The sequence below is a fragment of the Rubripirellula reticaptiva genome (assembly GCF_007860175.1).
Lineage (GTDB): Bacteria > Planctomycetota > Planctomycetia > Pirellulales > Pirellulaceae > Rubripirellula > Rubripirellula reticaptiva.
Window position 1 is genome coordinate 637,513 of sequence record NZ_SJPX01000001.1, and the last position, 24,408, is coordinate 661,920.

23 protein-coding genes are annotated in these 24,408 nt (G+C 55.2%); 9 read left to right on the top strand and 14 right to left on the bottom strand.

From position 1 onward, the window contains the following. Nucleotides 1-271: 271 nt before the first annotated feature. The 4 genes from infA to Poly59_RS02380 all read right to left on the bottom strand — a co-directional run bounded on the left by infA (nucleotide 272) and on the right by Poly59_RS02380 (nucleotide 2,941). A complete protein-coding gene (gene infA, locus Poly59_RS02365) occupies nucleotides 272-493 on the bottom strand; it encodes a translation initiation factor IF-1 (RefSeq protein ID WP_146532459.1) in 222 nt (73 codons plus the stop codon). A 269-nt stretch (nucleotides 494-762) separates the two neighbouring features. Further along, nucleotides 763-1,176, bottom strand: coding sequence for a 30S ribosomal protein S9 (gene rpsI / locus Poly59_RS02370; protein WP_146532460.1), 414 nt, complete (start codon nucleotides 1,174-1,176; stop codon nucleotides 763-765). Nucleotides 1,177-1,280: 104 nt separating this feature from the next. After that, nucleotides 1,281-1,709 carry a 50S ribosomal protein L13 gene (gene rplM, locus Poly59_RS02375; protein ID WP_456238988.1) on the bottom strand — a complete coding sequence of 143 codons (429 nt, stop codon included), beginning with the start codon at nucleotides 1,707-1,709 and terminating at the stop codon, nucleotides 1,281-1,283. 296 nt (nucleotides 1,710-2,005) lie between these two features. Then, the gene (locus tag Poly59_RS02380) at nucleotides 2,006-2,941 is read right to left on the bottom strand and encodes an ATP-binding response regulator (protein WP_186775969.1); all 936 of its coding nucleotides are present in this window, start codon (nucleotides 2,939-2,941) and stop codon (nucleotides 2,006-2,008) included. 220 nt (nucleotides 2,942-3,161) lie between these two features. Here Poly59_RS02380 and Poly59_RS02385 point away from each other — a divergent pair, with 220 nt between their 5' ends. Next, entirely contained in the window at nucleotides 3,162-4,463 is a 1,302-nt protein-coding gene (locus tag Poly59_RS02385) for a prepilin peptidase (protein WP_222436028.1), read from the top strand. Between the two features lie 6 nt (nucleotides 4,464-4,469). On the opposite strand, the gene Poly59_RS02390 is transcribed toward Poly59_RS02385, so the two are convergent. Together Poly59_RS02390 and aroE are read right to left on the bottom strand one after the other, a co-directional pair. After that, nucleotides 4,470-4,910 carry a GNAT family N-acetyltransferase gene (locus tag Poly59_RS02390; RefSeq protein WP_146533206.1) on the bottom strand — a complete coding sequence of 147 codons (441 nt, stop codon included), beginning with the start codon at nucleotides 4,908-4,910 and terminating at the stop codon, nucleotides 4,470-4,472. Between the two features lie 118 nt (nucleotides 4,911-5,028). Continuing rightward, nucleotides 5,029-6,522 carry a shikimate dehydrogenase gene (gene aroE / locus Poly59_RS02395; protein WP_146532463.1) on the bottom strand — a complete coding sequence of 498 codons (1,494 nt, stop codon included), beginning with the start codon at nucleotides 6,520-6,522 and terminating at the stop codon, nucleotides 5,029-5,031. A gap of 155 nt (nucleotides 6,523-6,677) precedes the next feature. Between aroE and Poly59_RS02400 the strand changes: the two genes are divergently transcribed. The 3 genes from Poly59_RS02400 (at nucleotide 6,678) to Poly59_RS02410 (ending at nucleotide 9,726) form a co-directional block, all read left to right on the top strand. After that, nucleotides 6,678-7,844: an outer membrane protein assembly factor BamB family protein gene (locus tag Poly59_RS02400; protein ID WP_146532464.1), complete on the top strand. Its 1,167-nt coding sequence runs from the start codon at nucleotides 6,678-6,680 to the stop codon at nucleotides 7,842-7,844. A 74-nt stretch (nucleotides 7,845-7,918) separates the two neighbouring features. Then, nucleotides 7,919-9,235, top strand: a complete 1,317-nt coding sequence (locus Poly59_RS02405; protein ID WP_146532465.1) for a coproporphyrinogen-III oxidase family protein — start codon at nucleotides 7,919-7,921, stop codon at nucleotides 9,233-9,235. Continuing rightward, nucleotides 9,232-9,726 carry a glycine cleavage system protein H gene (locus Poly59_RS02410; protein WP_390621416.1) on the top strand — a complete coding sequence of 165 codons (495 nt, stop codon included), beginning with the start codon at nucleotides 9,232-9,234 and terminating at the stop codon, nucleotides 9,724-9,726. The genes Poly59_RS02405 and Poly59_RS02410 overlap by 4 nt, the downstream gene beginning before the upstream one ends. A gap of 1 nt (nucleotide 9,727) precedes the next feature. Here the strand turns inward: Poly59_RS02410 and hisI are convergent, their stop codons facing one another. Beyond that, complete coding sequence (gene hisI / locus Poly59_RS02415; protein ID WP_146532467.1) at nucleotides 9,728-10,129, bottom strand: phosphoribosyl-AMP cyclohydrolase; 402 nt, start codon at nucleotides 10,127-10,129, stop codon at nucleotides 9,728-9,730. Between the two features lie 178 nt (nucleotides 10,130-10,307). Here hisI and Poly59_RS02420 point away from each other — a divergent pair, with 178 nt between their 5' ends. Both Poly59_RS02420 and Poly59_RS02425 read left to right on the top strand, forming a co-directional pair. Continuing rightward, nucleotides 10,308-10,898, top strand: coding sequence for a glycosyltransferase family 2 protein (locus tag Poly59_RS02420; RefSeq protein WP_146532468.1), 591 nt, complete (start codon nucleotides 10,308-10,310; stop codon nucleotides 10,896-10,898). An 84-nt stretch (nucleotides 10,899-10,982) separates the two neighbouring features. Next, nucleotides 10,983-12,014 (top strand): DUF3500 domain-containing protein, encoded by a 1,032-nt coding sequence (locus Poly59_RS02425; RefSeq protein WP_146532469.1) that lies wholly within the window; start codon nucleotides 10,983-10,985, stop codon nucleotides 12,012-12,014. Between the two features lie 126 nt (nucleotides 12,015-12,140). On the opposite strand, the gene Poly59_RS02430 is transcribed toward Poly59_RS02425, so the two are convergent. From Poly59_RS02430 to smpB, 3 genes are read right to left on the bottom strand one after another with little or no spacing between them, the layout of a single operon-like run. Further along, a complete protein-coding gene (locus tag Poly59_RS02430) occupies nucleotides 12,141-13,535 on the bottom strand; it encodes an ABC transporter permease (RefSeq protein WP_146532470.1) in 1,395 nt (464 codons plus the stop codon). Nucleotides 13,536-13,538: 3 nt separating this feature from the next. Further along, nucleotides 13,539-14,222 (bottom strand): ABC transporter ATP-binding protein, encoded by a 684-nt coding sequence (locus Poly59_RS02435; protein ID WP_146532471.1) that lies wholly within the window; start codon nucleotides 14,220-14,222, stop codon nucleotides 13,539-13,541. Beyond that, nucleotides 14,219-14,734: an SsrA-binding protein SmpB gene (gene smpB / locus Poly59_RS02440; RefSeq protein WP_146532472.1), complete on the bottom strand. Its 516-nt coding sequence runs from the start codon at nucleotides 14,732-14,734 to the stop codon at nucleotides 14,219-14,221. Before smpB ends, Poly59_RS02435 begins: the two co-directional genes overlap by 4 nt. 189 nt (nucleotides 14,735-14,923) lie before the next feature. On the opposite strand from smpB, the gene lipA reads away from it, so the two are divergent. Then, nucleotides 14,924-15,847, top strand: a complete 924-nt coding sequence (lipA, locus tag Poly59_RS02445; RefSeq protein ID WP_146532473.1) for a lipoyl synthase — start codon at nucleotides 14,924-14,926, stop codon at nucleotides 15,845-15,847. Nucleotides 15,848-15,878: 31 nt separating this feature from the next. Here lipA and Poly59_RS02450 read toward each other — a convergent pair whose 3' ends face one another. Further along, nucleotides 15,879-17,258, bottom strand: coding sequence for a tetratricopeptide repeat protein (locus Poly59_RS02450; RefSeq protein WP_146532474.1), 1,380 nt, complete (start codon nucleotides 17,256-17,258; stop codon nucleotides 15,879-15,881). Between the two features lie 143 nt (nucleotides 17,259-17,401). Beyond that, nucleotides 17,402-18,961, bottom strand: a complete 1,560-nt coding sequence (locus tag Poly59_RS02455; protein WP_146532475.1) for a sigma-70 family RNA polymerase sigma factor — start codon at nucleotides 18,959-18,961, stop codon at nucleotides 17,402-17,404. Between the two features lie 881 nt (nucleotides 18,962-19,842). Between Poly59_RS02455 and Poly59_RS02460 the strand changes: the two genes are divergently transcribed. Continuing rightward, a complete protein-coding gene (locus tag Poly59_RS02460; RefSeq protein WP_146532476.1) occupies nucleotides 19,843-20,373 on the top strand; it encodes a hypothetical protein in 531 nt (176 codons plus the stop codon). Between the two features lie 177 nt (nucleotides 20,374-20,550). On the opposite strand, the gene Poly59_RS02465 is transcribed toward Poly59_RS02460, so the two are convergent. Continuing rightward, nucleotides 20,551-22,008 (bottom strand): SHD1 domain-containing protein, encoded by a 1,458-nt coding sequence (locus tag Poly59_RS02465; RefSeq protein ID WP_186775970.1) that lies wholly within the window; start codon nucleotides 22,006-22,008, stop codon nucleotides 20,551-20,553. 307 nt (nucleotides 22,009-22,315) lie between these two features. Here Poly59_RS02465 and Poly59_RS02470 point away from each other — a divergent pair, with 307 nt between their 5' ends. Continuing rightward, nucleotides 22,316-23,437 carry a hypothetical protein gene (locus Poly59_RS02470; protein ID WP_146532478.1) on the top strand — a complete coding sequence of 374 codons (1,122 nt, stop codon included), beginning with the start codon at nucleotides 22,316-22,318 and terminating at the stop codon, nucleotides 23,435-23,437. 57 nt (nucleotides 23,438-23,494) lie between these two features. Here Poly59_RS02470 and Poly59_RS02475 read toward each other — a convergent pair whose 3' ends face one another. Beyond that, nucleotides 23,495-24,292: a methyltransferase domain-containing protein gene (locus Poly59_RS02475; protein ID WP_146532479.1), complete on the bottom strand. Its 798-nt coding sequence runs from the start codon at nucleotides 24,290-24,292 to the stop codon at nucleotides 23,495-23,497. Nucleotides 24,293-24,408: the final 116 nt, after the last annotated feature.

Sequence of the window (24,408 nt, forward strand, 5' to 3'; positions counted from 1 at the left end):
GCCGACACTAACCATTACCCGACGGCGACGCGTTAAGTTTCGCGGGTTACAAAGAATTGGGCAATCGCGACATTCTGATTTTCATAGCTCGGCACCACGCCAGCCGCGTATCAGGGGTCAACGACACTGCCAGCCTCGCTTGCAATACAGAGACGTTCAGTCGGTCGCCCGAGCAGGAACAGCCGCCCAGCGAGGCGAGCACACCCCATTTAGAAATCGATCGACGCATCGACAAGGAAACACAAACTTCCCTGCCCGATGCGGACCGTGACTACCGTTCTCGGTAGGTGATCCGACCTTTGGTCAAATCATACGGGGACAGTTCAACGCGAACCTTGTCGCCCGGCACGATACGGATAAAGTGCTTGCGCATGCGTCCTGCGACGTGCGCCAATACTTCGCTACCGGTTTCCAATTGGACCCGAAAACGAGTATTCGCAAGTGCTTGTGTTACCGTGCCTTCAACCTCGAAGGCATCTTCTTTCTTTCCCAAAATCTATCCTCGAACTCGTAAATGGTTGCTTCGGCGAACATGCCGATGCGATCGAAACTCGCGAGAATGGCCAGCATCACTGACCCACGAGTACCCAAAGAATAGGCGAACGCTGCCAAAAATGGCAGCCCCAATGCCCACGACAGGAATAACTATGCAAATTCCTTGCCGGATCTCGCAGAGAGGCGAGAAAGTGGCCGATCGCTCCGCGACCGAAAAATCCCGACTGACCAGCAGTCGGGAAAATTGCCACAAGCAGCGGAACGCGATTAACGCTTGCTGAACTGGACGCCGCGGCGTGCACCACGAAGACCGGGTTTCTTTCGTTCCTTCATGCGAGAATCTCGCGTCAGGAAGCTGCCTTCACGCATCGGATCATGCAAAGTTTCGTCGAAACTGCACAAGGCACGAGCCAATCCCATCCGAATCGCACCGCTTTGGCCGGTCATTCCGCCACCACTGACACGAACGACGACGTCAACTTTGTCCGCATGCTCAGCGGCGTCAAGCGTTTGCATGATCGAGACTCGATCTTGCTCGTTCGCGAAATACTGCTCGATCGGGAGAGTGTTGACGGTAATCTTTCCGCTGCCAGCACGCACGCGAACGCGAGCAACACTGCTTTTACGGCGACCTGTGCCGAGAGCGTCTCCGTTGATTTTGTCCTTTTTGACAGCGATCATAGATTCGAGCGTTTATTAAATGAGGGATTGGGAGATGTGGGTAATCTGAATCTTGGTTGACGAAGCCATCCGGCAACGCCTGCTCACAGTAACAGTCGGCCGGATTAGACCTTCTTGCTAGTACGATTCAATTCTTGAGGCATTTGCGCGGTGTGAGGATGTTCCGGACCCGCGTAGATTTTCAGCTTCTTAATCATTTGGTAAGCCAACTTGTTCTTCGGCAACATCCGACGAACAGCGTGGAAGAGCAAGTCTTCTGGCTTACGATCACGGCGGTCGCCATAGCTTTCAAGACGCAGACCGGTGTATCCGGTGTACCACGTGTAGTGGCGGGCGTCCATTTTGCGACCGGTCATCGCGATCTTTTCAGCATTCGTGACGATCACGAAATCGCCGCAATCAGTGTTCGGGGTGTATTGCGGGCGATGCTTGCCCATCAAAACAACCGCTATATCGCTGGCCAAGCGACCGAGCACTTCGTCGGTTGCATCAACGTGGTGCCATTGCTTAACGACTTGGTCAGGTTTTGCGATGAAGGTTGGTTGAGCGACCACGGAAATGACTTATTTTTAGCGTTCGATTCGGAATTGGTTCGTCGCTTCGGCAGACGAAGCCCGTAGGGGACGTCCAGCGAAGAATCGGGGAATTTATCGAGACTGGCCCGATTGGGCAAGGCCTTTTATCGCGATTGGTTGCTAATTCGCGCTCGAGTACCCACATTGCGGCGGCTCCAAGCATCCGTTTTCGGCGACACTTTTGCCCAGGGGCGAGTGGACACTGCTGAAAACAGGGCGTTTGGGCGGCATGGGACGGCATTTCCCCTGGCGAACTAATCGTCGGCGGCGGCAGCTTCGGCGGCCTTCTCTTCGTCGGTTTTCTTGCGTTTGATCATCGTGATTTCGTTGCCTTCGTCATTGTGCCGAACTTCGTCCATAAAGGCATGGATCAACAATAGGCCCCGACCGCCTGCACGTTCCAAGTTTTCGGGATTCGTTGGATCGCGCAGATCGGCACAACTGAACCCGTTTCCTTCGTCTCGGATCGTGAAGGTGACCTGGTCGGAAGTCGCATGAAGATAGACATGCAGCTTTCGGTCCTTATAGGGCTCGATCGTTTTCCGATGCGCGATCATGTCGACGTAGGGCTGGCCGTCGTCGATTTGACGCAGTTCCGAAGACACTTCGAGATTGCCGTGGACGATCGCGTTGACGAGAGCTTCGTCCAGGGCCATCGCGACTTGCATTCGTTCACCATCGTCGAACAGTCCCAGTTCAACGACCGGCAACTCCAACCGAGCGATCACGCTGGGGACCAGCGTTTCATCGTTGCTGAGTTTCAATTTCAACGTGCATTCAACGGCGTATTGAGCGACTTCGCGAACCGATTGCGCGGCCTGATTGACGGACAATACTTGCCGGATCACCGGACAAAGCGTGGTCGATATGATCCGTTTGGGCACATAGCTTGATGCGCCACGCCGTAGTGCTTCGGCTGCAACATCTTCACTGCCCTCGCTGGTTGTCAGCACCAACGGCAGTCCCGGTTGGCTGTAGTGCAAGGTTTCGACAAGTTCCAACCCGCTCATCCCAGGCATTTCCAAATCGGTCACGACCAACAGAGGCATCTCCGCGGCAATCGCAACCAATGCCGCTTCCGCATTTTCAGCGGTACGAACCACGAACCCATCTTGCTCCAGCACAATTTGCATCTGGTAGAGCTGGGTCGGGCTGTCGTCGACAATCAGGATATGGGGAGTGCCGGTCATGAATACTATTATTGGTGGCGTCGGGTGCCCGATCCGATAGGAACCTGCGTTGCCCATTCTAACGAATCGCGCGCGCGGGTGGGGAAGCCGTTGCTGACGAATTGGCCGAGTTAGTTACCTGAGTGAATTGTCCGACCGAATCAGTCTCGGTTAGGATTTGAATCCGCGAGCCCGGTAAGCTTGCCAATCGATTTCCTCTCCTCTCGCTTGAAAGCTCATTTTGCGTCGCTGGCGATTTCCAATCCAAACGGCGTTCTTGTTGACGGTGATTGCCGTCATCTTGGCAATCGTCGCGTATGTGTTTGGTCTGTCGTGGTGGCAAGCTCTCCATCACAGTTATTACGAACCCAACGATTTGTGGATCCCGCGGGCGATCGATGTGGTGGTTGCGTTTTGGAGTTTCTGGGTTGGATCGTCGATCGGCAGCTTTCTGAACGTGGTTGCTTGGCGAATGCCTCGCGGCGAGGGCGTCAACGGCCGCTCGTACTGTCCACGATGCAAAAACCGTCTGCGAGCTCGCGATAATTTCCCGGTGTTCGGTTGGCTGGCACTCGGTGGCCGCTGCCGTACTTGCCGACTGCCGATCTCGCCGCGTTATCCAATCGTCGAAGCGGCCGTCGGAATGTCGCTGACGCTTGTCTCCATTGGCCAGCTCTACCGACTGTCGTTGCCTGGCCAACCAGTCCATTCGCACGGCGGTCCCTTGTGGGCACCGATCATCGACGGTCCGGTGTTGGTGATCCTGCTGTTCCATGTGTTTGCGGTTGCTTTTGCATGGGCGATGGGACTGGTACGACTGGACCGAAACCCGCTTCCCAATCGCTTGGTCTTCACCGGCTTGGGAACGATCGTGATCGCGATGTTGGTGTTCCCGATGCTGATGATTGTTCCTTGGCAGAACGCCGCTACGACCGCAGAAACTTGGACGGGACTAAGCCTGTATGTCAACGCAGGCGTTCGAGTGCTGACGTCGTTGGCGGCCGCTGCTTTGATCGGTCGTTCTCTGGCCCGAGCCTTCTGTCCATCGGCGGATCCCAAAGCCGATCCCCTGGGAAAATCAACGCGCCGATTGATCGACGTGATTGCGATCGTTGCCGTGCCATCGCTGCTGGTAGGCTGGCAATCGGTTCCTGCGGTGACCGTGATTGCGACGTTGATCGCGATTCCCCTTCGCGGAATTTTTCGCTCGCCCAAGCGAATCGGCACTGACGGACTGGGCGCGTTCGCGCTGGCGATGCCGATCGCGTTGACGATGCAACTGATCGCTTGGCGATGGCTGTTGGTCCAAACATGGTGGCCGAGCGGATTCAACGGCGGACCTTGGACGATCCTCGTCTGGGCCGCCGCGATCCTGGTTGTGCCGGTGTGGCTGCGAGACCCCGAAATCAAGTTGCCAATGCCCGGCCCCGATTCCGATCTGAATCAGGCCGAAGACGAAGACGAAGACGACGACGACGAAGACGGCAACGATGAACTGGAAAACGAAGACGGTGAACCACCGGATCGCCGCGACCAGCCGTAATGCCGACTACTCTTTGGGTCGCGGACGCAATTGGCAAAACAGTGCTTTCTTTTGATCAGGAAGCGAGAAATCGAAGCCGCAGCCCTGCAAGAACTTCTCTGACGAACTGATCGCCATCACTTCCATCACGTTCAAGCTCTTTGCTCGCTCGACACAATGCCGAACCAGTGACCGACCGACGCCGCTGCCCTGATATTGGTGATGGACAGCCAAGCATTGCAACTCGGCCAATTTGGGACTGTAGATTTCGATCGCGGAAAACCCAACCAACTGAACTTCGCGTTGATCTTCCATTCGAATTGCCACAAACCCATGCCGTGTCAACTCGATCACTTCGGCTTCGGTCCGTGCCAACAACAATCGCTGCATCACATAGGGTCGCATTAGCGCGTGAATCGTCTCCGCATCAGCGGGAGTCGCCTGGCGAACGGAAATCTCAGATGGCATCGGTACTTCGGCCGCCGATTGCTGAGCCCCTGTCGTTTCGGAATTGCCTGACACCGCATTGTCCAATTCGGTTGAATCCAAAGTTCGCACCTCTCGTTATTTTAAGTTTAGTTAGATGCTAATCATTCAATTGAACCGGATTGGTCGCTTGTTTGATCGTGTCACGCATCAGTCTGACCGGCGCATCATTGCCAGTGAATAATTTGTACTGATACGCTGCCTGCCGGACAAACATATCGATACCAGTAATGACTCGGCATTGGGCCCGTTTGGCGTATTTGATCAGCATCGTGTTCTCTGGGTTATAAACCGTGTCAAACACAACCATGAACTGGTTCATCGATCCCGACTCGAATGGCGAGCTGTCGACATCGGGGTGCATGCCGACCGGTGTTCCGTTAACCAGCAAGTGAATCCGTTGCTCGTGCCGATCGGACCACTCGATGGCACGGCAACCGAGTTCGGAAGCCAACAACTGGGATTTTTCCATGGTCCGAGACGTGATCAACACTTCGCAGTGACGTTGTCGCAACCCCCACGCGATTGCTCGCGACACGCCGCCGGCACCCATCACCAGCGCCGTTTTGCCTTGCATTGGGCGGTCCAGTTTCTTGTCGATTTTGAACGCTTCTTCGATACAGTCCATCGCCGCGCGATAATCGGTGTTGTAACCAAGCACGTCTTTGCCGTCGAAAATCATCGTGTTGACCGCGCCGATGCCCGTCACACTCGATTCCGCTTGCGTGCATTCATGCAGCGCCGATTCTTTGTGCGGAATGGTGACACTTAGGCCATGCACGCCAAGTTCTTCGCAGTGCCTGATAAAGTTATACAAGTCGTCTCGGGTGATCCGAAACGGTAAGTAACGCGCGTTGATTTTCTGGTCTTCGAACGCCTTGTTGTGAATCAGTGGGCTGTGGCTGTGCGCGACGGGATCCGCCACGACTCCGAACAGAGCGGTGTCGTCGTTGATTTGGTCATATCGGTAGAGATTTTTCATCTCTTTCCATTCCAACAATCCCGGCGCCACCTTCTTCTCTTTGCTAAACGAAGCATAGGTGAACGGCGAACCTAAACGATTGGCCATGATTCGCGTGATCATGCCGGTCTCGCCCATGCAGATCCCGATCGTCGGCACTTTCGCTTCCTTGACCAACTTCATCATCCGCAAATTATCGCTGAACGAAGTCGCCATCGTCGCGATCTTAACGATATCAGCGTCCTCTTCGGCCATTGCGGCGTGAAGTTCTTCCAAGTTATCCGGCGTATCTTCGAACCGGTGGAAGCTGATGATTCGCTTGGTCTGGCCGTACCGAGGAATCTGAGAGGCGACGTCGGCTTCGATGTCGACGTACTCGACACCGGCGGCGATCGCACTGCGCAGCAGCGTCATCCGTTCTTCTTCGGTCTTCATCCACCGGCCACCGTCGTTCCGGCGGCGCACTGTGACAACCACTGGGCCAGGCCGATTGTCGATCAATCGCTTCAGACTGACCGCCCGACCGATGTAATCGAGTCGTAATTCGACGAGTTCGGCGCCCTGTTCAACCAAATACTGATGCTCGGCGATCATCCGAGTATGGCGGGCACGTCCGAGAGTGACACAAATCATAAAACGGTGCTGATAAAGTTAACGAAACGGCGAATCGACAAAGAGCCTATAATAGACGCTGCCTACCTTGCGAGCGGGGGTCTTTTTGTCCGCTCGCAGAATGCTTCCACCGTCTACATCCACGCGACTCTCTGCGACTTCGGACGACATTGCTGATGCCCCGATTGACTGCTAACGCCCGAATGTTCCGACCCTCTGTCCGCATGGTCGGTTTATCGGCCGCATTCCTTGCCGTAACGATGGCGATCCCGTCCATCGCGGCTGAAACCAACAACTCGAACGACTGGCCGCTGCCTCGCGGTGACGCGCAATCGACCGGGTCAACCACGATGGACGTCCCCGACGACCTGAAGGTTCGCTGGGAATTCAAAGCGGACGAAGCCATCGAAGTCACTCCGGTCATCGCCGGCGGCAAAGTTTTCTTTGGCGATGTGATGGGCAAACTTTACGCGGTCGATCAATCCAGCGGAAAAGAAGTGTGGTCCCACGACTACGACACTGGCTTCATCGCCGCGCCGGCAGTATCGGGATCGAAGTTGGTGGTGGGCGACATCGATGGCAACCTGTACGCGATTGACGCCGCAACCGGAAAAGAGATTTGGAAGCAGCAGACCGAGGGCGAAATCAGTGGCGCGGCGGCATTCTTTGGCGACCAAGTCCTCGTCACCAGCCAGGATGGGAAACTGTATTGCTTTCGACTTGATGACGGTGCCCCGCAGTGGACCTACCAAACCGACGACCAAATTCGATGCAGCCCGACCGTCGCGGGCGACCGCACCTTTCTTGGCGGATGCGACGGACGATTGCACATTGTCGACCTGAATACAGGAAAGGCGATCGGCGAACCTCTGCCGCTCGACGGCCCCACCGGCAGCACCGCAGCGGTTCGCGGCGACAAAGCTTTCCTGCCGATCATGGACGGAGCGGTGTTTGCGTTTGACTGGAAGAACGCCAAACAGCTCTGGCGATACGAAGACGATGAACTGCAACAGGAATATCGCAGCAGCGCCGCGGTCGGTGAAAAGCTGGTCATCCTTAGCAGCCAGCGTAAACAGGTCGACGCAATCTCGATCGAGACCGGAAAACGGGTTTGGCGCCACTCGCTCAAACGCCGCGCCGATGCCTCACCCGTGATCGCTGGCAACGACGTTTTCATCGCCGCCACGGATGGTCGTTTGGTGCGATTGTCGCTGGCCGACGGAACCAACGAAAAATGGAGCTACGAAATCCGCGGCTCGTTCCTGGCGGCTCCCGCGATCGCCAACCACATGCTTTTCATTACCGACGAAGATGGCGTGGTAAGATGCTTTGCCGGAAACTAGAGTGATGTTTTCTGGTTTATCCGCCCCACCGTCGCCGCTTTGTCCGCCCCCCTCCCCCCTCCCAAGCCATTGCCATGTCTTCAGCCGCCAACCCAAAGAAAACCGAAGTCGGCAGCTACTTCATCTCGAACTATCCGCCGTACAGCCAGTGGAACAAAGATGAATTGCCGCGGGTCCAAGAGGCACTGCACAGCGCACCTCGCGAGGACACACCGCTTGGGTTGTACTTGCACATTCCGTTTTGCCGCAAACGCTGCAAGTTTTGTTACTTTAAAGTTTTCACCGACGTGAAAGCGGCCGAAGTCCAACGCTATGTCGATGCGTTGTGCAACGAAATTTCGATGGTCAGCGAACTGGAAGTCATGAAGGGACGGCCGTTTCGGTTTGTCTACTTTGGCGGTGGCACACCAAGCTTTTTGTCGCCAAAGCAACTGACCAAGCTTGCCGATCGACTGCGCGAACATATCACTTGGGACGGCGCCGAAGAAGTTACTTTCGAATGCGAACCTGGGACTCTAAGCGAAACGAAAGTCAAAACGCTACGCGACGTGTTGGGCGTGACAAGACTAAGTCTAGGCATTGAAAACTTTGACGACAAAATCCTCGAAGAAAACGGCCGCGCTCACTTGTCCAAGCAAGTCTACAACGCGTGGCAGTGGATCACTGACGCCAAGATCCCTAATGTCAACATCGACTTGATCTCGGGCATGGTCGGCGAGACTTGGGACAACTGGAAACAGAACGTCGTCAAAACGCTGGAACTATCACCCGAAAGCGTCACGATCTACCAAATGGAACTGCCATTCAACACCGTCTACAGCAAAGACATGCTTGGCAACCAAGTCGAAAGCCCAGTCGCAGATTGGCAAACCAAACGTGACTGGGTCCAGTACGCGTTCGAAGAATTCGGCAAGCATGGCTACAGCGTCAGCAGCGCCTACACGGTCGTCAAAGATCCATCGAAGGTGAATTTCAGTTACCGTGACAACCTCTGGCAAGGCGCCGACCTGCTGGCCACCGGCATTGCCAGTTTTGGACACGCCAGTGGTGTGCATTACCAAAATGTTGCCGAGCTTGAGAAATACCTCAGCACGGTCGAGTCGGGGGAACTTCCGCTGGGCCGTGGCTTCGTGCCTACCGAGCACCAGAAACTTGTCCGCGAGATGATCCTGTTGCTCAAACGCGGCTATTTGAAAACCGACTACTTCGCGAACAAGTTCGGCGTCGACATCCTGCATCAATGGCGTGACGTTTGGGACGGCTATGTCAAAGACGAACTGGTCACGATCGATGGCGACGAGATTCGCTTGACGACGGAGGGACTGTTGCGAGTCGATTCGTTGCTGCCGGCGTTCTTCGAGCCCGAACATCAAGGGGTTCGGTACACTTGAGCGACACGGGTTCCCCGAGTGAAGGCTCGTTTGAATTCGCGATGGGCGAATTCACGGCCGAGTTTCCTCGCGATCGACGGTACGCCAAAAACCACATGTGGGCGATGGAAGTCGCGCCAGGACGTTTTCGTTTTGGTTTGACTGCGTATGCTGTGCGCCTGCTGCAAGACGTCTACTTTCTGGACTGGCTGATCGAACCGTCGGCACCGGTCGCATCGCGTGCCCACATTGGTTCGATCGAGAGCAAGAAAGCCGAAAGCGATTTGTTTTCACCACTATCAGGCAAGCTGGTTGCGATCAATGAAGCGGCGCTGGCCGATCCATCGGTCATCAACGCGGCTCCCTATGGCGACGGTTGGATGATCGAGATCGAAGCCGATGCCAATGCGGATGTCGACCGCACGTTGCTTTCGCCCGATGGTTATGCGACTCATCTCGCCGAAGCTTGGGATGTCGCCCAGCGGACCATCAAGGGTCAAGCGAACACCTAGTTTATTTTTTTCCATAGACCGATTCAGGATCGACCAAGCGAGTGTCCACGATGGTCGCGTCGCCTTGCTGATCCACGACACGAAAGAAACAACTCTGGAACCCTTCGTGACAAGCGGCGCCGACTTGCTCGACCTGCAACAAGACGGTGTCGGCATCGCAGTCAATGCGAATCTCTGTCACACGTTGACGGTGACCGCTGGTTTCGCCCTTACGCCAAAGCTTGCCACGACTGCGGCTAAAATAGACAGCTTGTCCGGTCGACAAAGTTTCGTCCCACGCGACCTGGTCCATCCACGCCATCATCAGCACACGTCCACTGGTTGCATCTTGCGCGATCGCAGGCAACACGCCCGTCGTGCCGTCACACGGTTGGCCCTTGGAAAAGTCGGGGATCAATGCCATTGGTTCAATTCAGTCGGTTGCGGTGCATCAGTTCAAATCTGCACACCATTGTAAGTCCAATCGTTACCAACGGAACGACTAGGACAAACCAAAATCGGCGCGCGGAGGTCAAGTTTGTCGCCGCGTTGCGACGATGGTTTGAAAGATCTATCTCGATCTCCCGCCAGAGCACGCCTTCATGACGCCACCTAACAAACTTTCGATCGTGCTGCCGGTACGAAACGGGCAAGATCGTATCGAACGGCGTCTCGAAAAAGTCCTGGTCGCCCTGGCGGAACTAGGTATTGGCGGCGCCGAAATCGTGATCGTCGACGATGGCAGCAGCGACGCAACGCCGAGAATCCTTGACCAACTGTGCACCCGATTCTCGCGAGTTCGAGTACTGCGACATTCTCGTCCGCGAGGAATGGAAGCAGCCGGGCAAACGGGTCTTGAACGATCGACCGGCGACTTAATTTTCATCCAAGAAGCGGATGAAGACCTGCGACTCGAGGACCTGCGGCGATTGTTGAAAATGAGCGAAGACTTGACCGTGGTCGCTGCCCGTGCGGAAAGCTCAACGCGGCCAGCATCCCCCGAATTGCTTCGCCGACTTCGAGCTTTTGGAACCAACGCGGATCGCCAAGTCATCGCACGGTCCGATCCAGGACACCAGCAAAGCCTGCAAATGGTACGCCGCCCGCACCTGCAAACCCTGGCCGGCCCAAAAGGTGATCGCTATCGCCTGGAAAGTAGCACCAGCCAATCGGTGGCAATCGAAACGGCCTAATTCTTTCGACTCGCCCCCGGACGGTCGGGTACAATTCTTCGATGGAGCGCTATCCACCCCACCCCATCGTAGGATTTCTTGGCTATGAGTCAGTCACCATCTATCAACCGTCGCACGTTTCTTGAAAACACTGCCGCGTCTCTCGCCGCCGGTACTGTTCTCGGCAGCGGCCTAACAAACCTGCCACTGCGGGCCGACGCGGCGACGACATCAACGAGCGCTGAAACGCTGGTCGGCCAGCTTTTCCAAACGCTTGACGCGAAACAGAAAAAAGAAGTCTGTTTCGATTGGAACCACGTCGACAAGAAGCGAGGCTTGCTAAGAACCTTCGTCGCCAACAACTGGAATATCACCGAACCGGAAATCAACGACGACTTCTACAGCGACCAGCAACGCGACTTGATCGAACAAGTTTTTAAGTCAATCATTCACCCTGATTGGCACGACCGCTACTATCAACAACTCAACGACGACGCGGGCGGTTTTGGCAACGAACAATCGATTGCGATTTTCGGCAAACCAAGTCCCGATGGATCAGGTGAAAAGTTCGAGATGGTCATCACCGGTCGCCACATGACGATTCGGTGCGATGGAAACTCGGCTGACCACGTTGCGTTTGGCGGTCCAGTGTTCTACGGACACGCTCCCGAATTCGACGAAAACCCGAACCACACCGACAATGTGTTTTGGCACCAAGCGGTCGCTGCAAACGACTTGTACAAGATGCTTGACGGCCGGCAACAAAAGCAATCACAGGTCGCCAAGACGCCGCGCGAACAGGCAGTCGAATTCCGTGGTAAGAGCAGTGACATCACGGGACTGCCGGTCACAGAGATGTCGTCCGACCAACGCGAAAACTTGCAAAAGGTTCTCGCCACGATGGTCGAAATGTATCGTCCATCGGATCAAGACGAAGCGATGCAGTGTTTAAAGACGCAAGGCGGCTTGGATGCATGCAAGCTTTCGTTCTATACCGACAACGACCTCGGCAAAGACGGCGTCTGGGACAACTGGCGTCTCGAAGGCCCATCGTTCGTGTGGCATTACCGTGGTGCACCGCACGTCCACGTCTGGGTCAACATCGCCGATTCGGCGGACGTGGTTACGAATGTGTAGTGACCAGGCCCTTCGCTAAACGCTGCCGATAACTAATCGCCGTCAAAGAAATGTGGCGTCGCAAGAAACCGCGGCGCCACTTTTGTTGCGTGAGGAGAGGAAAGGATCGCTTGCGCGAGCGATAGGCTACGCCGACAAGTTACTTCCCACATCGGTACGATACGCCGACCATGCGGGCAGCAGTGCAGCGAACAATGCCAGACCGATCACGACTGGCAAGATATAAAGCTCATATCCGCTGGTGCTAAAGAAGCCAACTTGAATGCCGGTTTGATCTTCGATCCGGCCACTGGCCATTGCGATGGCCGCATGAGCAAACACCCAGCCCAAGATGCCGCCGATCACCGCAACGATCAAGCTTTCGGCAACGATGATCGCTGTCACGGTTTCGCGCCGTGCACCGAGAGCCCGCATCACCGCAATATCTCGGCGACGGTCGTTCATCGAATTGTAGATCGCCACCAGCACACCCACCGCTGCTACGAAACACGTGATCAACGTGATCGCCAACATCGCTGACATCAACGGCCCCACGATCAAGTTCATCAACTTATTGATCTCGCCCACTGGCGCGGCCGCCTGACTTCGGATGCCTTCGTTGATCGCATTTTGCATTCCCGGTGCAAACATGACATTGCCGTTGCGAACCAAGATCGACGTGACCTCACGCTGAGGAATTGACAGTAGCTTGAACTCCCCCGGATTGGTCGCGGGAACAGCATCAGCAACCGCATCTGCGTCCAATTCTCCTGCGTCCGCCTCTTCTTCGCTTGCTTCAATCGGCTTGGCGTGACCGTCCATCAGGTAAAAACCTTCCAGATTGACGAATGCCGCGCGATCGTTCGGGGTGCCGGTCGAATCCATAACGCCGACGATTGTGAAGCCGAGATCATGACCGTGACCGGTCGGATCGCCGTGAGTCGGGTTGAAGGTATCACCAACGCCAACGTTCATATCCTTGGCAACACGAGCACCGACGACGGCTTCGAAGTAACCGTATTCGTCGGAGTAATCTTTCAGCGCCCGCCCATCGCGAAACGTGAACTCTTGATCAAGGTTTTCACCATGACGCAGCTTTTCAAAGAACTCTGGCGTCGTTCCCACGACCCGAAATTCGCCAAAGTAATCACCCAAGGCCAACGGAATCGCAAACCCACCGGAAACGAACGGTGCATATCGACCGCCGCGATCGGCCAATGCCGGATCACCGCCAAATTTCTCGACCATCGACGCGCGAGTCTCTTGGTCAAAGAACTCCATGTACTCGGTGTACGGCAGATTCTCGATCGGTTGGCTCAAGTAGAAGACACTGTTGAGCGTCAATTGAAGCGGGCTGCCCTTTGGTCCGACCACCAAGTTGTAGCCAACGTACGAGTTGCGAGTGAACGCCTCGTGGATGACGCCGTAGATCGACAACACCAACACGACCAACCCGACGCCTAGCGCCAGCGACAAAGTCGTCAGCACACTCGACAACGATCGATGCCAAAAATTTCGCCAAGCAATTTGAAAAAGTGACATAGGTTAAACAGACGGTGCGAATGCGCGATTGATATTTTCGAGTCGCTCGATGCGGTCGAACTTTGATGCGATGTCCATGTCGTGCGTGACCATCAACATCGCCACGTTTTCGCCGCGGCATGACGAGCGAATCAACTCTAAAACACTTTCGGCGCTAACAGGATCCACGTTGGCCGTCGGTTCGTCAGCCAACAATAGCCGCGGCCGACCAGCCAGTGACCGGGCGATCGCAACACGCTGTTGCTGCCCGACGCTTAGTTGGTTCGGACGATAGTTGGCACGGTCTGCCAACCCAACCTTGTCGAGCAAGTCTTTTGCTCGAGCCGTATCGTGTCCGCCACGCCCAAATGTCATTCCAAGCTTGACGTTTTCAAGCGCCGTGAACGCCGGCAACAAATTGAAGGTTTGAAAGACATAACCAATCGTCGAAGCGCGAAAGAGGTCGCGTCCTTGTTCGCTCAGCCGCGTCAGTTCAGTACCGGCCAACTTGATCGATCCGGAATCCGGCGTCAACAATCCGGCGATCAAGTGCAACAGCGTCGTCTTGCCGCCGCCACTGGTCCCGACCAACGCGACCTGTTCGCCTTCGGCAAGACTTAGCTTTGGCACATCCAGCACCGTCAGCCGACCGCCGCCCGGTTGCGGGAACGACTTCACCGCGTCAGTGATCTCTAACAGATTGCTCATCGGCGTCTCATTGCGCGTTGCAGGCCACGGTCGGTTTCACGTTTCTTGATCGTTTCGCGTTTGTCGTGCAGCTTCTTGCCCTTGACCAACCCCATCACGCATTTGGCGATGCCGCGTTCGTTGAAATAGACACGCAGCGGAATCAAGGTCAGGCCGCGCTCATGGGCCTTTCCGGCAAAGCTGTCGTACTCGCGAGCATGAACAAGCAGCTTTCGAGGTCGCCGCGGATCGTGGTTCCACATCCCTGCGTTACGGTAGTGGGCAATGTCCGCACCGATCAGCCACAGTTCGTTATTGCGAACGCGAATGTAGGCTTCGTCGATCGAAAGCTTGCCGTCTCGCATCGACTTGACCTCGCTGCCCATCAACATCATGCCACATTCCACCGAATCTACGATCTCGTAGCGGTGCTTGGCTTTGCGGTTGTCGGACACGAGCTTGAACCCGGGTTCGGCCTTTTTTTTGCCGCCCCCCGCTTTGCTAGTCGATGTGGTCTTATTCTTTTTAGGCATAGCGTTGCGATTGTAGAGGCCGAAGGTGTTTTTAACCACAACGAGTGCAGCCGCAACGACTCAACCGAGACGATCGGGCCGAAAGTCGAGCGTCGCCTCTTTACGAACGGACATTCGCACTACAATGCGTTCGGTAGACCGGTTTGGTTCATTCTCGCCCGCACGTTTCCACTCATTTGTCGTCTTTCCATGGCCTTTCGCTTACCCGTCATCGCCGAACCCGAAATGCCCGAAGGCGCCCAAACGAGCGCGACTGGGCGGTTGCCCCGTTGGCTCAAACGGCCGATTCCCAAGAGCAACGCCAACCACATGACGTCAGAATTGCTGACGGAATTAAAGCTGGAAACTGTCTGCGAGAACGCTAAGTGCCCCAATCGGATGGAATGCTACAGCCAGCAGACCGCCACCTTCATGATTTTGGGTAACGTTTGTACCCGTCCCTGTGGGTTCTGCTCGGTCATGCGTGGACGACCGCCGCAGTTGCCCGAGGCGGATGAACCGGCTCGGGTCGCCGAAGCTGCCTCGCGACTGGGCCTAAAACACGTTGTCATCACCAGCGTGACTCGCGACGACCTACCCGACGGAGGTGCCCAGCACTTTGCCGACTGTATCGTTGCCGTCCGCGAGCGAACGGGCGCATCGACCGAAGTCCTGACTCCAGACTTTGTTCACTGCAAAGACGCTCTGAAAATCGTCATCGACGCGGCTCCGGACGTGTTCAACCACAATATGGAAACCGTCCCGCGACTCTACCGCCGTGTCCGTGGCCCCAAGAGCGATTACCGCTGGACGCTGGACATGATGAAACAAGTCAAGAAATACAATCCAAACGTGAAAACCAAAAGCGGCCTGATGCTGGGACTCGGCGAGGAACGCGGTGAACTGCTTGAGGCACTGGCTGATCTTCGCGAGCACGACGTTGATTTCTTGACGCTTGGCCAGTACCTGCAGCCCGGCGAAAAGTACTTGCCCGTTGTGCGGTTCGTTCCGCCCGAAGAGTTTGACGAAATCGGCGAACTCGCCAAAGCCATGGGATTCAAAAAGGTCGCCAGTGGCCCATTCGTGCGAAGCAGCTACCACGCACGAGACATGGCCGAAACAGACATCTCGTAGCGAAAAGTCGTCAAGGGCTTGTCGAGTTCTGCTACCCGAGGGCCAGGCTGTCGTGCAATTCGGCCACGACATTATCCCAACTGCCCAGTTGTTGCTGGCGAACCAACTTCATCGTCGGATACCACGGCGTCGTGACACCGGTTTGCAGCCATCGCCAATCCGGCACTCGGCCCAGGATCGTCGTCACATCAGCACCAACTGCGCCGGCCAAGTGAGCAATCGCCGTGTCCGATGTGATCACGCGGTCCAGACTAGCAAGGATCGCAGCCGTGTCCGTGAACGCACCTTCGGTCACATCAACATGATCGGGCAATCGCACGATACGATCGCCAAAACTGCACGTATCTAACTGCTCGGCACCGAACCCGAACTGCAGATTAACCAGCGTGACACCTTCGATCTTTGACAATGGTTCCAAGATCGATAGCGGCACGCTTCGATAGACATCGGCATGGTGCTGTGGATTGCCCTGCCAATTGATGCCGATGCAACGACCGGTCGTGTTGGCCGCCAACCATTTCTTCCAGTACTGGACCAACTCGTTCGACACGCCCAAGTAACCGCTGTTCGGTGCGACCAAGTCGCTGCGGTAGTCGACGCGGCCATCAATCTGGTACAGCACATCGACCGCTTCGATCATCGAGACCTGATAGTCGACCGGGGGCGCAACATCCGTGTCCGCAATCAAGCGAGACACACCCAAGGTGTTCACCGTCGACGAAAACAGCGGGAACAGTTTTGCGGCGCACTGCAGAATCACCGTCGCGCCACGATCGACCATCGTTCGGGCGACTCGAACAAAGTGGATCGCATCACCGAGCCCTTGTTCGGGATACAACAGCACGGTTCTGCCGGCCAGCGACTGCCCACCCCAGACCGGCGCCAGTGATTGCGGCCGGGCCAAACCGGGCATTCGCCATCGCCACCGGTAGTGCGGCCATCCGGCGTCATAGTTGCCCCTCAGCAGCTCGATAACCCCAAGGTTACGGTGCAGTTCAGCGTTGTCGGGATCGACTTCGAGACCGCGCTGGTACCACAGCAGTCCCCGCTCGATGTCACCGGTCCAAATCCACAGCGTGCCGCGATTCTTCAGCGCCGACAAATAGTTCGGATCTTGGTCCAACGACGTCTGCAGACAACGATCCGCCTCGTCAATATCGCCTGCCATGCGAAGCGAATTGCCAAGATTGTTCCAAGCGATTGGATAAACTCGCTTGATCTTGATCGCCCGGCGATAGGCATCTACGGACTCAGTGAACTGGCGCTGATCAAACAACGCAATCCCCAGATAGACCCAAGCGTCCGCATTCTTGGGCGTCTGATCAATCACGCGGCGATAGATGGCCTCAGCACGTGCCACGTCACCGGACTGGTGAATCTGCCAAGCCTGTTGAAGAGATTGCGACGACATAGCGAGATCGAAAAAGGAGTGAACGATGAAAAACGTACGGACGGATAGCCTACCGAAAAACGAAAAAACGGCGTGCTTCTGAAGAACAGAAACACGCCGCTTCGTGGTTTATCAATTCGCGATCGCGAGTTTGCTTAAGCGACTTAGTCGAGGAAACCGACCAAGTCTTGGCTGCGGCTTGGTTGCTGCAACTTACGAACGGCCTTCGCTTCGATCTGCCGAATACGTTCGCGTGTCACCTTGAAAATATGACCGACTTCTTCCAGCGTGTAACTGTATCCGTCACCCAGACCATAACGCAGCTTGATGATTTCGCGTTCTCGGTACGACAACGACTTCAACACACCGGCGATACGGTCACGCAACATTTCTTGCGTTGCACCGATCTGTGGGCTTTCGGCAGTTCCGTCGGGCAGCAAGTCGCCAAACTGGCTATCTTCGCTGTTGCCAACCGGACGATCGAGCGAAATCGGGAAACGCGACATCGTTAGCACTCGGCGAGCTTCCTCGACGGTGACGTCGGCACGACGAGCGGTTTCTTCGATCGTAGGTTCACGACCGAGTTCTTGCAGCAATTGACGAGCGACGTTGCGAACTCGCGACATCGTTTCAACCATGTGAACCGGAATCCGGATCGTACGGCTTTGATCGGCAACGGCGCGAGTGATCGCTTGGCGAATCCACCACGTGGCGTAAGTACAGAATTTAAACCCGCGACGGTATTCGAACTTATCGACGGCACGCATCAGCCCCGCGTTGCCTTCTTGGATCAGGTCCAAGAACGACAAACCACGATTGCGATACTTCTTGGCGATCGAAACGACCAACCGCAAGTTACCTTCGCTCAGTTCACGTTTGGCTTGCTGATACTCACCATAGACCTTGTTCAACATTTGAACGCGGTTACGAAGTGACGTCGGTGTTTCTTGGCACGCGGTCAAAATTTGGCGACGTTCACGCAGTAAGTCTTCGCGGACTTCGCGACCGTGCTTGGTTCGCTTTTGGTCGCTGATCTCGTTTTCGATCTGAGTCAAACGATGCGAGAACTTCTCCAACAACTCGATACGCGTTTCGATTCGCTGCGTCCGCAGACCGAGTTCTTCGATCAAGCGAACGGCACGACGGCGGCGGCGAGCAAGCGAACGCCATGCTTCGGCCCGACGACGCTGTGACGCACTCTTGGAAAGCGAAACCTTCCAGTCATGTCGATTGCGGCGAAGCAACGTTTGCAGGGTCCGCAAGTTGTGCGGCAAACGGCCGAGAATCTGTTCTTTTTCCAAGCGGTCGGTGACCGAAACTTGGACGGTACGGTCGAAGGGCAATTGCCCACGATGGACCTTTTTCAACGTCTTGTAGGCTTCGACCAAGACGTAATGGTTTTCCAGCAGTTTGGTGCGGAAGCGGCGGCGAGTCTCTTCGATCCGTTTGGCAAGCTCAATTTCTTGCTTACGGGTCAACAAAGGAATCTCACCCATCTGGGTCAAATACATCCGAACCGGGTCGTCGGACCACGATTCGCTTTCGTCGATCGCTAGCAATTCGTCGGGGCTGTCCAATTGGACTTCACCGTCGGCTTGGCCGGCGAGATCAACGGGGCTGCTTTCTTCGTTTTCGTCGGCAGGCAACTTCCGAAAACCACCAGTCATGGCTTCGGTGCTTTGTGCGTCGACGGACTCGAAGTCATCCAATAGGGTGTCGAACAAGTGAGAGACTCCTGGCGAAAGCTGTTTGGGGGTGATATTAGCGGACGCGGCTTTCGCGGCGGGCAAAATGACGGAATGACTTCTGGAATGATCGGTGTGGGCTGTCCGGCGGCAACCTACGCTCTAATCATAATCGATCGAGCGAGGGCGACCAGAAAACGGCCTAGGAACAAGTCAAATTTCGATTTTGCAGGCGCAATTCTGCGGCGCAGGAAAGTCAGCGTGTGAGTAAACGGTGTAGTAAAACTGGGACAAATACGAATAACAATATGCAGGAATGAAATCAGCAAGCCCGCACCTCATAGCGTGATTCAAATTTCCCCAATCAAGTTCCGTCGGTCATCTCTGCCGCCGGAAGTGACCCTGCCGAGTCACGACCACAGTGAACTGTACCACCACACGAGCGGCACGCCTTCGCTGCGAACCAATTGGAAAAACATTGCGATTGGGCAACTTTTCTCGATCACGACATCTCTAACGATATGGCGCAATAGCACCGTTGACATCGCTAACGCGAAAACAAGACCCAATCAGAACTGCTAAAAACACTGGCAAAGAAGGTTCTGGACCGATATACACCATCGCGGGCGAACACTGTCGCCAGCTCAAACGTAACCGATACACTTCCCCCGAATCCTTCATCCCTGATTTACTTGGGCAAACGTCAACCACTCGAGAAGGTTCTTCCATCCTTGGAGAATCTGATACGAACAAAACAGTTCGCTGTTGTTACGTCCGCAACTCACCCGATCGGGTGCCCCGCAGTGAAGCGAGAGCGGAGCGTTGGGGCTGGTGGTGCCGTAAGCTCAATTGGATTCTAGTCGGGCCCACGGTTCGGTCCAGGCGTCCTCTCCGCAATTCTTCTCCATTCTTTAACTCTTATGCATTTGCTGACCTGCCCTGCCTGCCAGGAATCAATCCCCGTCACCACTAGCCAGGCCGGCGAACGGATGACCTGCCCGGCCTGCCAAAGCCCAGTCGACGTGCCAACCCTTGGCCAGCTTCGCAAGTTGCCGGCGGCCGAAGAATCAGCCACCGAGTCACCGAAATTGCGAGAAACCGCAGGCGGTGGCTCGATCGCTTTTGGAGTGCTCGGATTGATCGCAACGGCAGCCCTGTTAGTGGCGGGATTTTGCGGAATTCGGTGGGCTTTGATCGACGTTCCCATCGACACCGAATCACATATCGCCGAATTCGAAAAGGCCTACCAGGAGACCACTGCGGCGCAACTGATCCGCGAGTACGAACAGATGGAAGAGTTTGGTGTCGATATTGCGATGCCCTACAAATACAAGACTCTCGCCAATACCAAATCCGACTGGGGATGGTCATCCGCAATCGCCGGTGCCGTCGCCGTGACCGCGATCATCCTGGCGACAATTTTTGGAATCGCGGGCCGCAAACGAAACTGATTTTCACAGCCCGACTTCGCCGGACACTTAGTGAACAGGCGACTTCTAATTTGACGGACCTAGATCAGGCTGATTCGGCGGAAGCGTTCGCGGGTGGTTTCCGAACTGAACTCCTGAAACACCCTTCCGTCGAGCCCATCTCGGCAGCGGAAGCAGGATGCTGTCGAACGAGCCGATTTACCGCTGCTTGATCACAGTTCGATCTTCGGTGGAAAGCTGTTCGATTGGAATCTGGATGACGCGGCCCTCTGGTGTTTTCAGTGTCACGACTTCGTTGACGACTCTTTCCAAAGTAGCTTCCACGCTGAACTTTCCGCTCGCGTCCTTCCAAGTCCTGATCTCCCTTTGCCGCGGATCCGGTTCGGCCCTCGCCGGCGGGACTTTCCCTTCGGCATGACGAAGTCTTGTTGCCATGACCAGATCTCGCTGCGCGATGAGCAACTCCTTTCGAAGAACTCGGTAGTCGCGTGCCCTGTGCTCGCCTTCGAACCGAACCGGAACCCAAGCGGTGTCGGCCGTCGAATCCGACAGTGCCATGACTTTCTGCCATTCACCGGATGAAGAAACCATCATCTCGGTTCCGATGTTGATCGGCTTATCCATCGGTGCCAACTGATATCCACCGGGCAACTCGGCTACGACCGGGAACGTCCGCTGCGGAATTTCTTCGACGTTGTCATCGGAAAGGATGACGTTTTCGAGGTACGCTTCCGCGGCGACTCGGCTGCGTGCTTTTCTCGCATCGATAGGACGTGCGAAAATTTGATCGCGATTGATCGGCACATCGCGTGACGATGGTGTCCCCGGTTTTCGAATGAACAATTTTTCGCCCGATGTGGACGCAATGAAGCCGTCTAAAAGCGTTCCGTGGTACACGCACTGGACTGGCATGCCCAGAGGAACGCTGGGCAGTTCACTGACCGGCTTCGCGTTTCGGTCGACGTAAAGTCTCGTGCCCGGAACGAGCAGTACGCTGGGTGAAAACCGATTCGGATTTGACCGCGCCATTGCGAGCGTCTGAGGTGTGGCAGCGATCCATTTGGAAATCGGACGATTGACGATCGTGTCGTCATGCTCGGGGTATCGCACCACGGCCCAGACGTTATGGTCGACGGCTACCAATTCAGCTTTTTCCCATTGGCCTCGCCAACCCGCGATGATCGGCATGCCGGGGGCGCACACGCTGCCATTGGCAGGTCTCATGTAGCCGTTCGGAACTTGCTCGGGCGGATTGTTTTCGAGCTGAAATTCCATCCAGTCGGCACGATCAACATCGGCCATCGGACGCGGTTTCAAAGGCGGATCAGCTCCGACACCAAACTGAATGGAGTTGCTGTGCATGAAATAGCGGTTGTCTGGCCCCTCCGATTCGGCCCAGAACTCGATCCATTTGGTTTTGCCGTTAAAGAAGTCGAAGATCTGCTTGTACTTCTCGGTCCCTGAAGCTCCACGGATGGAACTGCCGAACGCGATATTGACACGTCCATTTTCGGTTCGTGCCGCGATCCGAACACGCCCTTGCCCAGGACGCATCAACAGCCAATCGAAGACGCCGATTGGTTCGTTAAATCGGTCGTGCTCAACTCGCGGATTGCTAAGCTGGTAGATCGCCATGTCGGGTGACGGTTCGAGCATGTCGAATTCAGTCGCGTTGGCGATAGTGCCAAGCTCCACGCAACACCAGAACAAAACGAAGGTACGGAACATTCGCACTGGCCTGTTCGCTTTGATCATTTTTAACCTCATCCCCTCCGACCTACCTCCTCTTTAACGCTGTTAGCGTTGTAGCGCACCGCAAAACACCGGTCAAGAAAACCCGGCGAGGAAATGGGCGAAACGAGGGTCTTTTCCAGACACTCGCATTTCGGATATGCGTTACCATTGCCCTTGACTGACGACGCTAACCGGCGACCAATGATCCACGAACACCCGAGTCAAAGCCGTGAACCGTTACCTTTCTTGCAGGAAGATGGTGGCAAAAAATACCGTGTCCTCATTTCCCTGCCATCCCTTCTTAAATGCATACCAAGTCGCGTGCATTATATTGGCTTGGTCCTGCTTCGCGTCACAGAACTGGGCAGCGGAGCAGGAAACGGACGAAGACATCAAGTCGATTGTCGATGGAGCAATCGCCGAACTTACGTCGGTTCGTGATGATGTGCTTAAAAGGTACGCATTGATGGTCCAAGGCGAGAGCCAAACACTCCGAGGAGGGAACATCGGCGGTCCTCCGCTTAAATTAGACCGCATCTACAAGCTTCAGGCCGGGGACAAGTCGAGCAACTTTAATTACAGTTCGCATTGCAAAGTGATGGATGCTGGTACAACGGGGTTTGAGTACGAAACTCAGTATTGGACTGAATACTTGCAGTGCGGCACGACGACAAAAGCCCGCATCAGCCTGGCGAATATGAAAGACTACAAAGTGCGCCCGGAAGGCCAATCCATCAAGAATTTCCTCGCGGAGAATCGTCTTTCAAGGGCAAGCTTTGACCCTTTTGATGATTTGGTTTTGCATGTCATGTTTTTGAAAAACAAACTTGCACAGCGAGGTTGGATTGAAAAGGTTTTTCTTCAGGAGTGTAAATTTGTTTCTGCTGAGAGAATTACGAACGGCGACATTCTAAGTCGGTGGCAATGGAAGCAACACTCGTTGGAGTTCGAGATCGAACTCACCCAGTCGAAAGCGTATGACTTGATGCCAGTTCGCGTCAAATACGTGAGCAAGATCAAAAACATGCCGAAGCTATTCAGTGACACGGAAATTAGCTGGAGGAAACACGCGACTTTGGGCAAGCATCTTCCCTATCGTTTAAAAGCAGCTTCTGGGGGCCCTTTTGGAAACACGCAAGAATATCACCACTGGATTTTTGACTGGCGCGTTGGAAAGGAGATCGATGACGATTTTTTCGATTGCAAAGCAGATGACTTTCGCATCAAGTTCACACCAGTCTTCGATTTCGTGGCTGACATCTACACTCGCCCTACTGGTGTCATCCCGGGGACACCATGGGAAACGCCGGAAGAGATACTTGGAGCGGAGCAAGCACCGAATGGGCGGTGAGGTAATCCAGAAGCGCCCGGGCGAGAATAACAGGACGGCACGCTACCAAACTCCACTCTACGTTTTCTTTTTTCGTCGCATCACATAGACGACGTCTTCGGTCGTTGAATCGACTTCGATCGGCTCATCCAAGTCGTAAGCAAAGTCGTACGTTTCGACGACTTCCCAGCACTGGCTCGACGCAATCAAGGCGTCCATTTGTTTGGGCGTGTAGCTTCGCAAAACCAATTCGTCGACGATGCGAAAACTTCGCGACGGACTGTGCACATCGAACCGTATCCCGAATCGTTCGATGCGGCTTTTTTTGTCGCGCGAGTTCGTCCACATGTGTGTGTTGATCGCCAAGTGACCTCGCCGAGCCGACCATGACTCGGTCTCACTTGGCGGTACATCGGTTGGCGTTAAGTGAACGCCCAACAAATACAAACCGCCGACGCGAACGGCTTCACCCATACAGTTTAAGTGATCACGAGCGGCCTTTTCGGTACCCAAATGGCGAAAGCTGTTGATCGTATTGAACGCAATGTCATAGCGACGCTTGACTTTGAAATCAGCCATGTCCGCGACAAAGGCTGGCTCGGGGCGATCGTGTTTGCGGAAACGCGCATTGCAAAAATCGACTGCCTTGGCGTTCAAGTCCAAGCCGCCGATCTCGTAATCTTTTTTGGCCAACGCATACAACAACCGGCCGGTGCCGCACGCCGGTTCGAACATGCGGTTCGTCTTTCCGCTGCCATGCTTGGCGGCGCACCCGGTGATGAATTTGATCTCGGCGGCACAGTCGGCGCCAAACACCAAGTCGTAGTACTTGGGATGATCGTAGATCGATTCGTCGATGACTTCGAGTTCGCTCACGAGAGCCTTCTGCGGTGTGACGGTAGAGTTGTGAGTGTCTGCTGGGATTTGCCGTAGGGCCGGTTCCCACCGGCCATTTTGAAACTGGCCAAGCTGAAACCGGCCGGTGTGAACCG

Bases quoted from the DNA above. Each gene is read 5' to 3' on its own strand.
- Poly59_RS02420 (WP_146532468.1), top strand. From the start codon at position 10,308: ATGACGCCACCTAACAAACTTTCGATCGTGCTGCCGGTACGAAACGGG.
- rpsI (WP_146532460.1), bottom strand. From the start codon at position 1,176: ATGATCGCTGTCAAAAAGGACAAAATCAACGGAGACGCTCTCGGCACA.
- Poly59_RS02425 (WP_146532469.1), top strand. From the start codon at position 10,983: ATGAGTCAGTCACCATCTATCAACCGTCGCACGTTTCTTGAAAACACT.
- Poly59_RS02430 (WP_146532470.1), bottom strand. From the start codon at position 13,535: ATGTCACTTTTTCAAATTGCTTGGCGAAATTTTTGGCATCGATCGTTG.
- aroE (WP_146532463.1), bottom strand. From the start codon at position 6,522: ATGATTTGTGTCACTCTCGGACGTGCCCGCCATACTCGGATGATCGCC.
- Poly59_RS02390 (WP_146533206.1), bottom strand. From the start codon at position 4,910: ATGCCATCTGAGATTTCCGTTCGCCAGGCGACTCCCGCTGATGCGGAG.
- lipA (WP_146532473.1), top strand. From the start codon at position 14,924: ATGGCCTTTCGCTTACCCGTCATCGCCGAACCCGAAATGCCCGAAGGC.
- Poly59_RS02460 (WP_146532476.1), top strand. From the start codon at position 19,843: ATGCATTTGCTGACCTGCCCTGCCTGCCAGGAATCAATCCCCGTCACC.
- Poly59_RS02450 (WP_146532474.1), bottom strand. From the start codon at position 17,258: ATGTCGTCGCAATCTCTTCAACAGGCTTGGCAGATTCACCAGTCCGGT.
- smpB (WP_146532472.1), bottom strand. From the start codon at position 14,734: ATGCCTAAAAAGAATAAGACCACATCGACTAGCAAAGCGGGGGGCGGC.
- Poly59_RS02465 (WP_186775970.1), bottom strand. From the start codon at position 22,008: ATGCTCGAACCGTCACCCGACATGGCGATCTACCAGCTTAGCAATCCG.
- hisI (WP_146532467.1), bottom strand. From the start codon at position 10,129: ATGGCATTGATCCCCGACTTTTCCAAGGGCCAACCGTGTGACGGCACG.
- Poly59_RS02405 (WP_146532465.1), top strand. From the start codon at position 7,919: ATGTCTTCAGCCGCCAACCCAAAGAAAACCGAAGTCGGCAGCTACTTC.
- Poly59_RS02435 (WP_146532471.1), bottom strand. From the start codon at position 14,222: ATGAGCAATCTGTTAGAGATCACTGACGCGGTGAAGTCGTTCCCGCAA.
- Poly59_RS02400 (WP_146532464.1), top strand. From the start codon at position 6,678: ATGCCCCGATTGACTGCTAACGCCCGAATGTTCCGACCCTCTGTCCGC.
- Poly59_RS02380 (WP_186775969.1), bottom strand. From the start codon at position 2,941: ATGACCGGCACTCCCCATATCCTGATTGTCGACGACAGCCCGACCCAG.